At 68.9% G+C, this 13593-nt stretch carries 13 protein-coding genes; 5 read left to right on the plus strand and 8 right to left on the minus strand.

The window, feature by feature from the left end:
• Positions 1-78: 78 nt before the first annotated feature.
• The 4 genes from AC1DEL_RS21795 to AC1DEL_RS21810 all read right to left on the minus strand — a co-directional run bounded on the left by AC1DEL_RS21795 (position 79) and on the right by AC1DEL_RS21810 (position 5226).
• Positions 79-1902, minus strand: coding sequence for a M61 family metallopeptidase (locus AC1DEL_RS21795; protein ID WP_477126222.1), 1824 nt, complete (start codon positions 1900-1902; stop codon positions 79-81).
• Between the two features lie 76 nt (positions 1903-1978).
• Positions 1979-2980, minus strand: a complete 1002-nt coding sequence (acuI, locus tag AC1DEL_RS21800; protein WP_441593365.1) for an acrylyl-CoA reductase (NADPH) — start codon at positions 2978-2980, stop codon at positions 1979-1981.
• Between the two features lie 121 nt (positions 2981-3101).
• Positions 3102-3860 carry a DsbC family protein gene (locus tag AC1DEL_RS21805; protein WP_092299058.1) on the minus strand — a complete coding sequence of 253 codons (759 nt, stop codon included), beginning with the start codon at positions 3858-3860 and terminating at the stop codon, positions 3102-3104.
• A gap of 58 nt (positions 3861-3918) precedes the next feature.
• Positions 3919-5226, minus strand: coding sequence for a UbiH/UbiF family hydroxylase (locus AC1DEL_RS21810; protein ID WP_454757358.1), 1308 nt, complete (start codon positions 5224-5226; stop codon positions 3919-3921).
• 138 nt (positions 5227-5364) lie between these two features.
• Here AC1DEL_RS21810 and ychF point away from each other — a divergent pair, with 138 nt between their 5' ends.
• Positions 5365-6456 carry a redox-regulated ATPase YchF gene (gene ychF, locus AC1DEL_RS21815; RefSeq protein WP_477126223.1) on the plus strand — a complete coding sequence of 364 codons (1092 nt, stop codon included), beginning with the start codon at positions 5365-5367 and terminating at the stop codon, positions 6454-6456.
• Positions 6457-6536: 80 nt separating this feature from the next.
• On the opposite strand, the gene AC1DEL_RS21820 is transcribed toward ychF, so the two are convergent.
• The 3 genes from AC1DEL_RS21820 to AC1DEL_RS21830 are packed head-to-tail and all read right to left on the minus strand — an operon-like array spanning position 6537 to position 9165.
• Positions 6537-7037 (minus strand): GDYXXLXY domain-containing protein, encoded by a 501-nt coding sequence (locus tag AC1DEL_RS21820; protein ID WP_092299067.1) that lies wholly within the window; start codon positions 7035-7037, stop codon positions 6537-6539.
• Positions 7034-8152 carry a DUF4401 domain-containing protein gene (locus tag AC1DEL_RS21825; RefSeq protein ID WP_477126224.1) on the minus strand — a complete coding sequence of 373 codons (1119 nt, stop codon included), beginning with the start codon at positions 8150-8152 and terminating at the stop codon, positions 7034-7036. The genes AC1DEL_RS21820 and AC1DEL_RS21825 overlap by 4 nt, the downstream gene beginning before the upstream one ends.
• A complete protein-coding gene (locus AC1DEL_RS21830; RefSeq protein ID WP_477126225.1) occupies positions 8149-9165 on the minus strand; it encodes a DUF2157 domain-containing protein in 1017 nt (338 codons plus the stop codon). The genes AC1DEL_RS21825 and AC1DEL_RS21830 overlap by 4 nt, the downstream gene beginning before the upstream one ends.
• A 173-nt stretch (positions 9166-9338) precedes the next feature.
• On the opposite strand from AC1DEL_RS21830, the gene AC1DEL_RS21835 reads away from it, so the two are divergent.
• On the plus strand, positions 9339-10112 hold the full coding sequence (locus tag AC1DEL_RS21835) for a 5'-methylthioadenosine/adenosylhomocysteine nucleosidase (protein WP_441645318.1): 774 nt from the start codon (positions 9339-9341) through the stop codon (positions 10110-10112).
• Positions 10113-10134: 22 nt separating this feature from the next.
• Here AC1DEL_RS21835 and AC1DEL_RS21840 read toward each other — a convergent pair whose 3' ends face one another.
• Positions 10135-10377, minus strand: coding sequence for a GlsB/YeaQ/YmgE family stress response membrane protein (locus tag AC1DEL_RS21840; protein WP_092299079.1), 243 nt, complete (start codon positions 10375-10377; stop codon positions 10135-10137).
• A gap of 171 nt (positions 10378-10548) precedes the next feature.
• On the opposite strand from AC1DEL_RS21840, the gene hemA reads away from it, so the two are divergent.
• The 3 genes from hemA (at position 10549) to AC1DEL_RS21855 (ending at position 13590) form a co-directional block, all read left to right on the plus strand.
• Positions 10549-11853 carry a glutamyl-tRNA reductase gene (gene hemA / locus AC1DEL_RS21845; protein WP_092299082.1) on the plus strand — a complete coding sequence of 435 codons (1305 nt, stop codon included), beginning with the start codon at positions 10549-10551 and terminating at the stop codon, positions 11851-11853.
• Positions 11854-11980: 127 nt separating this feature from the next.
• Positions 11981-13063: a peptide chain release factor 1 gene (gene prfA / locus AC1DEL_RS21850; protein WP_441593370.1), complete on the plus strand. Its 1083-nt coding sequence runs from the start codon at positions 11981-11983 to the stop codon at positions 13061-13063.
• 203 nt (positions 13064-13266) lie between these two features.
• Positions 13267-13590: a hypothetical protein gene (locus tag AC1DEL_RS21855; RefSeq protein ID WP_092299088.1), complete on the plus strand. Its 324-nt coding sequence runs from the start codon at positions 13267-13269 to the stop codon at positions 13588-13590.
• Positions 13591-13593: the final 3 nt, after the last annotated feature.

Here is a 13593-nt window from a genome sequence, read left to right on the forward strand (position 1 = left end):
CGACGTTGGGGCAGCGGGGGCGATTGTCGACTGTCGACTGGCGCCCGGTGTCAGGACCCGGGCGCCGTCATCGGCCGGTTACTGCCCCAGCCAGCGCGTGCGGGCCGCATGCTTGCCGGGCTCCACGTTCACTTTGTACTGCATGGCCGGCTCGCGCGCCAGGGTGACGGGCAGCACCTGGAGTTCATCGCGCCGGAACAGGTGGAGCTGCACGGCGTCGCCGGGCCGGTAGCGCGCCAGTTGCTTGTCGAGCTGGCCGGGCGCCAGCCGCAGGCCGTCCAGCGCCACGAGCAGGTCACCCGCCGAGACGCCAGCGGCCTGCCCCGCCCCGCCGTCGAGCACCTGGCTCACGCGCACCCAGCCTTCCTCGTTGCGGGTCTTGATGCCCAGCGCCGCGCCGGCGGACGGCTTACTCGGCTCGACCTTCTCGGCCTTGATGCCGAAGGCGCGGAACAGCGGCGGCAGGTTGATCTCGCCCGTGCCCTCGGTCAGTGCCCGCAGCAGCGTGCCGAGCCGCAGCCCGGTCACCTGATCGAACAGCGCGTGGACCTCGGCTTCCGTCACGCCGCGCTGGGTGGCGCCCGGCGCGTAGAAGTCGCGACCGTAGCGCTGCCAGAGCGCGCGCATGATGTCATCGAGCGATTTCCGCCCGCCGGTCTTCTCGCGGATGGTCAGGTCCAGCGCCAGCCCTACCAGCGAACCCTTGGTGTAATAGCTGACGATGGCGTTCGGCGCGTTCTCGTCCTGCCGATAGTATTTCGTCCAGGCATCGAAGGCGCTGTCGGCCACGCTCTGCTTGGTGCGGCCGTTGCCACGCAAGACGCCGTTCCAGGTCTTGGCCAGCATCTCGACGTACTGGGTGGTCGAAACCAGCCCCGTCCGGGCCAGGATCAGATCGTCGTAGTAGCTCGTAAATCCTTCGAACAGCCACAGCAGCGGCGTATAGGTTTCCTGCGCGAGCTGGTACGGCACGAACGCCGCCGGCTTGATCCGCTTGACGTTCCAGGTGTGGAAGTACTCGTGGCTGCACAGCCCCAGGAAGGTGCGATAGCCCTCGCTGGTCTCGGCGTTGCCGCGCACCGGCAGGTCGCCGCGCGCGCACATCAGCGCCGTGCTGGCGCGGTGCTCCAAGCCGCCGTAGCCGTCAGTGGTCACCATCGTCATGAAGACGTAGCGGCGATTGCTGTCCAGGAACGGCGCGCGGGCCGAGCGCGGCTCGAACAGCCGGATCTGGGCCTCGCAGATCTGTTTCAGGTCGCGGCAGACGCGTTGCAGGTCCAGGTTCGGCACCTTGCCCGTGAACACCACGTCGTGCTGGGCGCCGCAGGCACGGAAACTGGCCATGGCGAACGTGCCCATCTCCACCGGATGGTCGATCAGTTCGTCGTAGTTGGCTGCCTGATAGCGCCCAAAGCCGTAGCGGCGCGCGCCGCCGGGGCCGCGCGCCTCGGGCAGCGCCGTGGCGACGCGCCAGTCGGCATACGCCTCGCCGGCGGGCGCATGGAGATCGACGGTGCACGGCTGGTCGTCCTGCCCCACCACGCGCAGGAACACGGAGCTGCCGTTGAAGAAGCCGTGGGTGGTGTCGAGGTGCGCGCTGCGCACCGACAGGTCCCAGGCATAGACCTCGTATTGCAGGACCAGCGGCCCGGCATCGGCAGCCACCGGTGCGGCTTGCCAGCTCTGCTTGTCGAGCTTGGTCAGTGGCACCGCCGCCCCGCCCGCATCGGCCCGAATGCGGACGATGTTGCGCGCGAAGTCGCGGATCATGTAGCTGCCGGGAATCCACGCGGGCAGCGTGAAGACCTGGCCGGCGGGGTCGGGGACGTCCACCGTCACGGTCACGGCGAACAGATGGGCTTCGGGCTGAAGCGGGGCGATGGCGTAGCGGATCGGCGTCATGGTTGTGATTGTAGCGCCACGCCCCGTCACCCTTCGAACGTGGACTTGTCTTGTGGGCGTTCCCTCGGACGTTCCCTCAGGCGTTCACATCGACCACCACGCGGCCGCGCATGCCGCCCGCCATGATCTGGCTGGCGGCGTCGATGGCCTCGCCCAGCCGGATCTCACGCGTGATGGCCTGGAGCCGGTCCGGGGCCAGATCCCGCGCCAGCCGCTTCCACGCGGTTTCGCGCAGCGACATCGGCGCCATCACGCTATCGATGCCGGCCAGCGTCACGCCGCGCAGGATGAACGGCGCCACCGAGGCCGGGAAATCCATGCCCTGCGCCAGCCCGCACGCCGTGACCACGCCGCCGTAGCGCACCTGGGCGCAGGCGTTGACCAGCGTGTGCGAGCCGACCGAATCCACCACGCCCGCCCAGCGCTCCTTCTGGAGCGGCTTGCCCGGCGCGCCCAGTTCGGCCCGGTCGATCACGTCGGCGGCGCCCAGCGCACGCAGGAAATCCGCCTCGGCGGTCTTGCCGGTGGAAGCCACCACGCGATAGCCGAGCTTCGACAGGATGGCGATGGCCACCGAGCCCACGCCGCCCGAGGCGCCCGTGACCAGCACCTCGCCATCGCCGGGCTTCACGGGCCCAAGCGCGCCGCCGCGCTCCAGCGCCAGCACCGACAGCATGGCCGTGTAGCCGGCCGTGCCGATCGCCATGGCCTGCCGCGACGTGAACGCATCGGGCAGCCGCACCAGCCAGTCGCCCTGCAGCCGCGCGCGCTGCGCCAGGCAGCCCCAGTGCGTCTCGCCCACGCCGAAGCCGTTCAGCACCACGCGGTCGCCGGTGCGCCAGCGCGGGTCGCTCGAATCGAGCACCGTGCCGGCGCCGTCGATCCCCGCCACCATCGGCCACTTGCGCACCACCGGCGCGCGGCCCGTGATTGCCAGGCCGTCCTTGAAATTGATCGTCGAATAGTCGACGGCCACCAGCACGTTGCCGTCCACCGGCAGCGCGGATTCATCGAGTTGGGTGACGGCGGCGGCCGTCTTGCCATCGGCCTGGGTCAGCAGCAAAGCCTGGAACGTCATGGTGTCTCCTCGATCTCTTTGATTTTTCAGGGAATTTGGTAACGCAGCGCAGGCGCCGGAAAGCAAAGCGGCCGGACAGTGCCGGCCGCTTCAGACAGCCGGGAGGGTCCGGCGCCGCGCGTTACTTCTTGAGACTGGCGAGCTTGCGCTCCAGCGTGGCGATGTCCGCCGCGCCCGGGATGCGCGTGCCGTCGGTGAAGAACACAGCCGGCGTGCCCGAGATATTCAGGCTCTGGCCCAGCGCCAGGTTCTCGTCCACCGGCGTCTTGCAGCTACCGTTGCCGGTGATGGCCACGTGGTTCAGCATCCAGTCGCGCCACACCTTGGTACGGTCTGTTGCACACCAGACCTGCTTGGCCTTGGTCGTCGAATCGGGCGACAGCACCGGGTAGAGGAAGGTGTAGACCGTGATGTTGTCCATCTGCTGGAAGGTCTGTTCGATCTTCTTGCAGTAGCCGCAGTTCGGGTCCGAGAACACCGCCACGGTGCGGCTGCCATCGCCCTTCGTCCATTTGATGGCGCGCGCCAGCGGCAGATCGGACCACTTTATCTTGTTCAGCTCGGCCAGACGCTCCTCGGTCAGGTTGGTGTTGGTCTTGGTGTCGATGACCTCGCCATTGATGATGTAGCGCCCGGTGGGGTCGGTGTACACGATCTGGCCAGCCACGTTGACTTCATACAAACCCGGTACCGGCGCCTTGGTCACGCTCTTCACCTCGGCGCGGCCGCCCAGCATCTTCTGGATGGACGCCTTGATGCGGTCCGTGCCCGGCTCGTCCGCGGCCAGCGCGTGCAGGGCGTAGCCGCCCAGGGCCAGGCCACCGGCCAGGGCAGCAAGGGCGCCCATGCGGGCGGAACGGCGGCGGAACAGTTGCAACATGGTGACTCCAGGGTTCGGGTGCCTTGTCGGCAGAATCTTTAAATAGTGGTTGGCCGGCTCAGCCCAGCGCGCGGCCGATCAGGAAGCGCTTGAGCAGCCCCTGGCCGCCCACGGCGCGCATGCCGGCGTTGCGTATCAGCCGCGCGGGCGCGCCCGGCAGCGAAAACAGCCGGTGCAAGCCATCGGTGGCGGCAGTCAGGGAGAGCAGGTCCGTGGCGCGTGCACGCTCGTAGCGGCGCAACAGGCGCAAGTCGCCTTCCGATCGGAACGGTTCTTTGTCGGCCATCACGCGCCCAAGTTCCGTCACATCGCGTAAACCAAGATTCATGCCCTGCCCGGCCAGCGGATGGACCACATGCGCGGCATCGCCGACCAGCGCCACGTGCGGCTGGACGAACTGCTCGGCACGCTGGAGCACCAGCGGGAAGCCCTTGGCCGGCGTCAGGCAGCGCAGTGCGCCGAACCGGGCGCCGACCGCCCCGTTGGCCACCTGGGCCACGGTGGCGGCGAGGGCCTCGGGGGACAGCGCGACGAGGTCCTGCGCGTGGGCTTCATCGGCGGACCAGACCATCGACACGCGGTTGCCGGGCAGCGGCAGCATGGCGACGATCTCGCCATTGGCGAGTTCCTCGTCGGCCATGAGCTTCTCGGGCGCGCCCAGGAACCATTGCCATGCGGTTTCCTGATGCGGCAGTTCGCAGGCGAAGTTCGCCACCACGCCAAGCTGGCGGTAGCGCCGCTGGCTGGTGCCGATATGGCATTGCTGGCGCACCCAGGAGCGCGCGCCGTCGGCGCCGACCACGCAGTTGGCGCGCACGCGGGCGCCGCTGGCGAGGGTCAGGGTCACGCCGTCGAGGTCGCGCTCGAACCCATCGGCGGCTTCGTCGAACCATTGCACCTGGTGCTGGAAGCGCAGCGCGGTGTCCAGCACGCGCTCCACATGGCTCGACTCGATGATCCACGCCAGTTGCGGCACGGCAGCGGCATAGGCCGAGAAATGGAGGTCGCCGTGCGGCGAGGGGCTGGCCTCGGCGGCGCTGACGTCGCCGAAGACGCGCATGTCGCGCACGGGCTGTACGCGGGCGGGGTCGAGCGCCTCCCAGACGCGCAGCCGCTCCAGCAATTGCTGCGAGCTGGCCGAGAACGCGTAGATGCGGCTGTCCCAGTCGTCTTCCCCGGTGCGCGCGGTCTCGCCCACGGGGCGCGGCGCGACGAGGGCCACCTGCATGCCCTGCTGGGCCAGCAGCAGTGCGCAGGCCTTGCCGACGATGCCACCGCCGACCACGGCAATCTGAAAGCGGGAGGATGGAGTCGAGGGCATGGAATGGGAGGCGGCGCGACGCGCCGGTGCGGCTGATCCGGTCATGCCTCGATTATAGCGACGTGACGTGCGCGCCATCGGGGACATCGCACAAGCCGTGGCGGGCCGCCCGCCGAGGGATAAAGGCTGGCCAAGGGTGGCCATCCGCTAGAATACAGCCTTTGCTATTTCCAGCCAGACACCATGAGCCTCAAATGCGGCATCGTCGGCCTGCCCAACGTCGGCAAGTCCACGCTGTTCAATGCCCTGACCAAGGCCGGCATCGCCGCCGAAAACTATCCGTTCTGCACCATCGAACCCAATGTGGGCGTCGTGGAAGTGCCGGATCCGAGGCTTACGAAGCTGGCTGACATCGTCAAGCCAGAGCGCATCCTGCCGGCGACGGTGGAATTCGTCGATATCGCCGGCCTGGTGGCGGGCGCGTCCAAGGGCGAAGGCCTGGGCAACCAGTTCCTGGCCAATATCCGCGAAACCGACGCCATCACGCACGTCGTGCGCTGCTTCGAGGATCCGAACGTGATCCACGTGGCGGGCAAGGTCGATCCGCTGTCGGACATCGAAGTCATCAACACCGAACTGGCGCTGGCCGACCTGGCCACGGTGGAAAAGGCCCACGCGCGCTATATCAAGCCCGCCCGCGCCGGTGACAAGGAAGCGCTGCGCCTCGTGGCAGTGCTGGAGAAGGCACAAATCGTGCTCGATCAGGCCAAGGCCGTGCGCACGCTGGACCTGTCGCCCGAGGAATGGGAAGCCATCCGTCCGTTCTGCCTGATCACCGCCAAGCCGACGATGTACGTGGCCAACGTGCGCGAAGACGGCTTTGAGAACAATCCGCACCTCGACGCAGTGCGCGAGCACGCCAAGCTGACCAATTCGCCGGTCGTGGCCGTCTGCGCAGCCATCGAAGCCGAGATTGCCGACCTGGAAGACGCCGACAAGGCCGAATTCCTTGCCGACCTGGGCATGGAAGAACCCGGCCTGGACCGCGTAATCCGCGCCGGCTTCACGCTGCTGGGCCTGCAGACTTACTTCACGGCAGGCGTGAAGGAAGTCCGCGCCTGGACGATCCACGTGGGCGACACCGCCCCCAAGGCCGCCGGCGTGATCCACACCGACTTCGAACGCGGCTTCATCCGCGCGCAAACCATCGCCTACGATGACTTCATCCAGTTCAAGGGCGAACAGGGCGCGAAGGAAGCCGGCAAGATGCGCGCCGAAGGCAAGGAATATGTGGTGAAGGACGGGGACGTGATGAACTTCCTGTTCAACGTCTGAGGCAGGCGTAACAAACCCGAGAAAACCCGGCAGATGCCGGGTTTTTTGCTTGAGGGCGCAGCGCGAGCCCTCGCTCGCGGCTACAACGGCTTCAACTGTTCATCCCGCATGCCCACCAGCAGCGCCTGACCGCTGCTATCCAGCCGGAATTCGCCGTAGCGGGCCTTGGCGAACCGCTCCGCCTGTCCTTCCTGAAAGAACCACGCGTCGGTGGAGACCTGCACGATCGGGCCGCCCCAGCGCGAGGGGACGTTCTGGACGCGCAGGCGCCGCTCGCCCTCGGCCAGCGGCTGGCCGTTCTGCAGCCGGACCAGTTGCCCGACCCCGGCGGCGTCGCGGCGGATCACCACTTCGGTCTCCCGCTCGCGCGGGGACTGGGCGCGGGCCTGGGCGGCGGCGATTTCCAGCCCGAGGGCGAAATTCAGCGCCATGTAGTCGCCCTGCATGAGGGACCTCGGGTCCACGGGTGCCAGCCGAAGGTAGACGACCTCCCCATGCGACAGCACCCGTTCCTTGCCGACGATGACCGCCCCGGCCACGCCGATCACCAGCAGCCATGCCACCACGATCCATCGTTTCATGGTCGCGCCTCCATCCGTCGCATCACGATCCGGACCGCCAGCAGCAGCACGCCGGCCGCCACCAGCGTGGCGGACTTGGCCAGCAGCGTCCACTGGAGCGAGCCGTAGTACCAGACAAAGCCCGCGATGACCGCCGCGATGCCGAGCCCGAGCCATGCCAGCGACCCGCGCCGCAGGGCCAGCGCCAGTGCCAGCACGCCGGCACCGACTGCCGGCGCCATCACCATCAGCGTGGCGAAGGCCAGCGTCACACCCAGCACCGCCGCACCGATGCGCGGCTCGACATGCAGGCGCCGGCATTCGAACAACGCGAACATCAGCAGCACCGCCTCGATCAGCGCCCCGGCCAGCCACGGCGCGAGCAGGCGCGGTGCGCCACGTTCATCGAAAACCCCAGCCAGCGGATGGTTTGCCCCGGTGACCAGCAGCGCCGCCGCCAGCGCGAACACCAGCGTGGCGTCCGCGCCGGGCTCCCATCGCCCATGGTCGCCGCGCGCCGCCAGCCAATGCTCTTTCAGCACGAAGACGGTGACCACCGCGCAGGCCAGCGGCATCAGCCAGCCGAGCGACCACGGCAGCACGACCCAGCCGTAGTGCCGGGCGCCGGCCAGCGCGATATTCAGCGCGAACGCCAGCGCCGTCCACGCGCCGAGCGCCACCACGAAACGATGGAGCCGGTTCGGCACGATGGCGTACAGCGCCACCTCGAACACGGCCACCGCGAGCCAGAACGCCGCGCGGTCCACCAGCCACTCGCCGCCGAGCATCTGGGCCGTGCCGAAGATCGCCATGCCCTGCCCGCCCAGGCTCAGGGCCAACGCGAACTGGCCGAGCGCGATGCGCCCGCTGCCCTCGCCGGCCATCCGGTACAGCAGCACGGCCCCGCCCAGCATCAGCAGCCCGGTCACCAGCATGGCCGGGCCGTTGCTGCTCGTTGCCGCGAACACCGAGCCGAGCAGGAATACCTGGAAGAACAGCGCGCCGAGCCAGCCCGCCGCGCCCATCAGCAGGCGAATGGGCCACGGCGTGCGCTGCGTGGCCACGTACTCTCCCTCGACCACGCCCTGTGCTGTGAGGTCGTCCCAGAGCTTTCGCTCCACCGCTTGCGCGCTCATGCCGGCCTCCCGCTGGCGTCACGCCATGCCCGCAGCAACCATGCCGCCGCCGCAGCAGCCAGCCCTACCGTGACCAGCCCGAGCAGCAGGAAGATGCCGAAGTCGCCATGGCCCTCGGCGAGCAGGCGCCCCAGCGCCGACACCACCAGCCCGATGCCGGCGAGACACGCGAGGCTCAGCACGACGATGTCGAACGACGCGCGCCGCCGGAACCAGGCGCCGAGCCCGGCCAGCGCCACCGCGCCGGCCACTAGCCCCACCGCCTCCAAGCGATGGACCAGCACGCTCGTCAGGCCCAGCCAGGCCGCATATCCACAGGCGAGCACGGCGATCAGGCGCGGGCCGGCATCGCCCCGAAAACCCCAGCGGGCCGCGCGGGCCGCCAGCACGTACCAGATCACCAGTTGGATGCAACACGCCAGCAGCAGGAACATCGTGGTCTCGCGCGCATGGCGCCCCGAAAACAGCAGGTCGAACATGCTGCCCACGCCCAGCCGCACACTGCCATAACGGAGCAGCGCCACGTTGCCGACCACGATCACCAGCCACCAGTGCGGCGCCGCCCGCGCGGCCAGCGCCCATGGCACGGCCAGCAGCGTCCACAGGGCGAACAGTTGCCAGGCATCGGCGCCGGTCTGGTAAGTCTGGCCGATCACGGCCATCCAGACCCCCGACACCACCTGCGCGCCGGCCAGCGCGGCCTGCCCGATGCCGTCCCCGGCCGGCCGCCATGCCGCCAGCGCCGCAAGCCCGGTCAGCAGGCCCGCCAGCAGCCCGAACTTGGCGAACTTGTGCAGCGCCTCCCAGTTGAACGCGAAGAAGACGATGACGCCGGCGCAGAGCAGCGCGGTGCCGAGCGCCAGCAGCGCCCGCTCGAGCCAGCGGTGCCAGTCGGCCCGCGCCGGCAAGGTGCGGGCCCACGCGGGCGTGAGGCCCTCGGCGTCAAGGCGATCCTGGGCGCGCCAGTCGGCCAGCGCCTGCTGGGCCATGCGTCGATCTGAAAGGGGTTCCAACGGAATTCTCCCGGGCTGGAATGCGATGGAAAACGATGGAATGCGAACGCAAGCGCACTGTAGCAAAGCGGCCTGCCCGTGCCTATGAGAGGGTTCTGAAAACGCGGCGCCCCGCTTCCGCCGCGCTCCCGGCGCCGGTATGCTGGCGCCTTTCTCATCCAATCCGGGCAGCCATGACCCTCGGCATCCTTGCCGCGCTCCACGACGAAGTCGATGGACTGATCGCCGCCATGCGGCACGAAGACGCGCGCGCCACCGTGCGCACCATCGGCATGCGGGACTACTACGCCGGCACGCTCCACGGGCAGTCCGTGGTGCTGGTGCTCGCGCGCGTGGGCAAGGTGGCGGCGGCGGCCACCACGGTCACGTTGATCCGCGAGTTCGGCGTCGACGAGATCGTGTTCACGGGGCTGGCCGGCGGCGTGGGGCCCGAGGTGCGCGTGGGCGACATCGTCGTGGCGGACCGCACCCTCCAGCACGACCTGGACGCCCGCCCGCTGTTCCCGCGCCACGAGGTGCCGCTGCTGGCGCGCGCCGATTTTCCGGCCGATGCGGCGCTGACGGCGGCGCTGCGGACGGCGGCCGACGACTTCCTGCGCCTCGACCTCGCCACCGAAGTGCCGGACGGCGTGCTGGCCCGCTTCGGCGTGGCCGCGCCGCGCCTGCACGTGGGCATGGTGGCCAGCGGCGACCAGTTCATCAACGCCCCGGCGGCCGTGGCCGACCTGCGGGAAAGACTGCCGGGCCTGCAGGCCGTGGAGATGGAAGGCGCCGCGCTGGCCCAGATCTGCTACGAGTACGGCGTGCCCTATGCAGTCATGCGTACCGTATCGGACCGGGCCGACGATGTCGCGCATGTGGACTTTTCGGCATTTTTGCGCGACGTGGCGAGCCACTATTCGAGCGCGATCCTGCGGCGCTTCCTGTCCGCGCGGGGTCAAGCCTAGGCAGCCGGCGGGGCGGACAGCCCTACCGTCGCGGGCGCGCCACACCCCAGACGCCGACCAGCAGCGCCGCGCCGACGATCGCGGCGGTCCAGCCCGAGAGCTGGCCGTCGGTAAACAAGTGGGCCGCGCGCCCGCCGTAGAAGGCGCCCAGCGCGCCGAGCACACCCAGCACCAGCGCGGCCGGCAGGCTCACGACCCGCCCGGCCGGGTGCATCTGGCGTCCCGCCAGGCCCACGATCGCCCCCACCACCACCAAGCCGAGCATCGGCACCCCCTATTTGATCCGGATTCGGCCAGCACCGCGTGACCGCGCCGTAACAATACTGGCGTTTTGGCGCACTTGGAACAAAACGCCCCCTCGCCCTGCAAAATCGCGGCCCGGCGGTATAATGGCCATCGCTTCCGGCTACGATCCGGATGGCAACGAACCCCACAAATGCAACTGCTCGCGATCGGCATCAATCACACTACGGCACCCGTCTCGCTCCGCGAGCGTGTGGCGTTTCCGCTTGAGCAGATCAAACCGGCCCTGGGCGCCCTGCGCACCCACCTGGCCGGCCGCAGCGGCACCGAGGCCGCCATCCTCTCCACCTGCAACCGTACCGAGATCTACTGCGCCACCGATGTGCTGCAGCCCGGTGCGGACGGCTTCGAGCACACGCTGCGCTGGCTGGCCCAGCACCACAACGTGCCGGCCGGCGAACTGGCCCCCCATCTGTATGCCCTGCCCCAGTCCGAAGCCGTGCGTCACGCGTTCCGCGTGGCCAGCGGACTCGACTCGATGGTGCTCGGCGAAACGCAGATCCTGGGCCAGCTCAAGGACGCGGTGCGCACCGCTGGCGAGGCCGGCGCGCTTGGCACCTACCTGAACCAGCTGTTCCAGCGCACCTTCGCCGTGGCGAAGGAAGTGCGCGGCCAGACCGAGATCGGCGCCCATTCGGTGTCGATGGCTGCCGCCGCCGTGCGGCTGGCGCAGCGGATTTTCGAAAGTGTTTCGACCCAGCGCGTGCTGTTCATCGGCGCGGGCGAGATGATCGAGCTGTGCGCCACGCACTTCGCCGCGCAGATGCCGCGCCAGATCGTGGTGGCCAACCGCACCGTCGAGCGTGGCGAGCGGCTGGCCGAGCAACTGGCCGAACAGGGCCTGACCACGCAGGCCATCCGCCTGCAGGATCTGGGCGAGCGGCTGCATGAGTTCGACATCGTGGTGTCCTGCACCGCGAGTTCGCTGCCGATCATCGGCCTGGGCGCCGTGGAGCGCGCGGTCAAGCGCCGCAAGCATCGCCCGATCATGATGGTCGACCTGGCCGTGCCGCGCGACGTGGAACCCGAGGTAGCGCGCCTGAACGACGTGTTCCTGTACACCGTGGATGACCTCGGCGCCGTGGTGCGCGAGGGCAGCGCGCTGCGCCAGGCCGCCGTGGCGCAGGCCGAGGCGATCATCGAAAGCCGCGTGCAGAACTTCATGCACTGGCTGGAGACGCGCAGCGTGGTGCCGGTGATCCGCGAGATCCAGTCCAACGGCGAGGCCATGCGCCAGGCCGAACTCGAACGCGCGCGCCGCATGCTGGCGCGTGGCGACGACCCCGAAGCGGTACTGGAAGCCCTCTCCGGTGCGCTGACCCGCAAGTTCCTGCACGGCCCCACCCACGCGCTGAACCACACCCAGGGCGAAGACCGCGAGGCGCTGCTGCGCCTGGTGCCGGGCCTGTTCCGCCACAGCAGCCACTCCGAGCGCTAGCCGCGCTCGTCCCCGGCCGGCCGGCCGCGCCGGCCCGCTGGCGTCCCTGCCAGCGCCCCTCGGTTCGCCCTCCACGGCGCCGCGCAGACCTCCCGCCCATCGCGCCCCAGTTTCCTTTCGGATGCCCATGAAAGCCAGCATGCTCAACAAGCTCGACCAATTGGCCGAGCGACTCGATGAAGTCAACGCCCTGCTTGCCCGCGAGGACGCCACGGCCAACATCGACCAGTACCGCAAGCTCTCGCGGGAGCATGCCGAGCTGTCGCCGGTGGCCGAGCAATACGGCCAGTACCGGCAGGCGCAGGAGGATCTGGCCACGGCGCAGGCGTTGCTGGACGACCCCGAGATGAAGGAGTTCGCCGCCGACGAGATCGGCGCGGCGCGCCAGCGGCTGGAAGACCTCGCCGCCAGCCTTCAGACCCTGCTGCTGCCGAAGGATCCCAACGACGACCGCAACCTGCTGCTGGAAATCCGCGCCGGCGCCGGCGGCGAGGAAAGCGCGCTGTTCGCCGCCGACCTGCTCCGCATGTACACGCGCTATGCGGAACGGCAGCGCTGGCAGGTGGAGGTGATGAGCGAGTCCGAGTCGGACCTGGGCGGCTACAAGGAAGTGATCGTGCGGATTGCCGGCGACGCGGCGTTCTCGAAGCTGAAGTTCGAGTCGGGCGGCCACCGCGTGCAGCGCGTGCCGGCCACCGAGGCGCAGGGCCGCATCCACACCTCGGCCTGCACCGTGGCGGTAATGCCGGAGGCGGACGAGGTGGGCGAGGTGGAGATCAACCCGTCCGACCTGCGCGTCGATACCTTCCGCGCGTCCGGCGCGGGCGGCCAGCACGTGAACAAGACCGATTCGGCGGTGCGGCTGACCCACCTGCCCACCGGCATCGTGGTGGAGTGCCAGGACGACCGCAGCCAGCATCGCAACAAGGACAAGGCGATGAAGGTGCTGGCGGCGCGCATCAAGGACATGCAGCTGCGCGCGGCGCAGGCCAAGGAAGCCAGCACGCGGCGCAACCTGATCGGCACGGGCGACCGCAGCGACCGCATCCGCACCTACAACTTCCCGCAGGGCCGCGTGACCGACCACCGCATCAATCTCACGCTCTACAAGATCGACATGATCATGGACGGCGACCTCGACGAATTGCTCGCCTCGCTCTCCGCCGAACACCAGGCCGACCAGCTCGCCGCACTCGGCGACGAGGGCTGATTTTCATCTCGCAGTGATGATTTCATCACCCGTGGGCAAGTGTTTGTAACGGAGGTAAATGCTTGAAACAGCACTGGCCCGCCAAAAGGCGGTGTCTATAATCGATTCGACCAGACCGCCCCCATGCGTCACTTTCCGCACCTGGTGGCATACGAAGTCTGGGCTGAAGTCGACTCCTCAAAACAGACACCAAGGATGAAATCATGAAGAAACTGCTCGCCCTGTTGATGATCACCGCCGCCATGGCGGCTTGCAGCAAGAAGGAAGACGCCCCGGCCGCCAACGCCGACGCCGCCATGCAGAGCGCTGCCGAATCGGCCAAGGCCGCCGCCAGCGATGCCGCCGCCGCCGCAGCAAACGCCGCGGACGCCGCCAAGGCCGCCGCGAGCGGTGCCGCCGCCGATGTCTCGGCCGCCGCCGAACAGGCCAAGACCGATGCCGGCCACGCCATGGCCAACGCCAAGGAAGCCGCACGCGATGCCGTGAACACCACGGCAGACAAGGCCAAGGAAACCGTCAATAAGTAATTG

Source organism: Cupriavidus sp. 10L43_2 (genome assembly GCF_056395265.1).

What these genes read in the sequence shown, in the direction of transcription:
- AC1DEL_RS21795 (WP_477126222.1), bottom strand. Translation starts at nt 1,902, where the DNA reads ATGACGCCGATCCGCTACGCCATCGCCCCGCTTCAGCCCGAAGCCCAT.
- acuI (WP_441593365.1), bottom strand. Translation starts at nt 2,980, where the DNA reads ATGACGTTCCAGGCTTTGCTGCTGACCCAGGCCGATGGCAAGACGGCC.
- AC1DEL_RS21805 (WP_092299058.1), bottom strand. Translation starts at nt 3,860, where the DNA reads ATGTTGCAACTGTTCCGCCGCCGTTCCGCCCGCATGGGCGCCCTTGCT.
- AC1DEL_RS21810 (WP_454757358.1), bottom strand. Translation starts at nt 5,226, where the DNA reads ATGACCGGATCAGCCGCACCGGCGCGTCGCGCCGCCTCCCATTCCATG.
- ychF (WP_477126223.1), top strand. Translation starts at nt 5,365, where the DNA reads ATGAGCCTCAAATGCGGCATCGTCGGCCTGCCCAACGTCGGCAAGTCC.
- AC1DEL_RS21820 (WP_092299067.1), bottom strand. Translation starts at nt 7,037, where the DNA reads ATGAAACGATGGATCGTGGTGGCATGGCTGCTGGTGATCGGCGTGGCC.
- AC1DEL_RS21825 (WP_477126224.1), bottom strand. Translation starts at nt 8,152, where the DNA reads ATGAGCGCGCAAGCGGTGGAGCGAAAGCTCTGGGACGACCTCACAGCA.
- AC1DEL_RS21835 (WP_441645318.1), top strand. Translation starts at nt 9,339, where the DNA reads ATGACCCTCGGCATCCTTGCCGCGCTCCACGACGAAGTCGATGGACTG.
- AC1DEL_RS21840 (WP_092299079.1), bottom strand. Translation starts at nt 10,377, where the DNA reads ATGCTCGGCTTGGTGGTGGTGGGGGCGATCGTGGGCCTGGCGGGACGC.
- hemA (WP_092299082.1), top strand. Translation starts at nt 10,549, where the DNA reads ATGCAACTGCTCGCGATCGGCATCAATCACACTACGGCACCCGTCTCG.
- prfA (WP_441593370.1), top strand. Translation starts at nt 11,981, where the DNA reads ATGAAAGCCAGCATGCTCAACAAGCTCGACCAATTGGCCGAGCGACTC.
- AC1DEL_RS21855 (WP_092299088.1), top strand. Translation starts at nt 13,267, where the DNA reads ATGAAGAAACTGCTCGCCCTGTTGATGATCACCGCCGCCATGGCGGCT.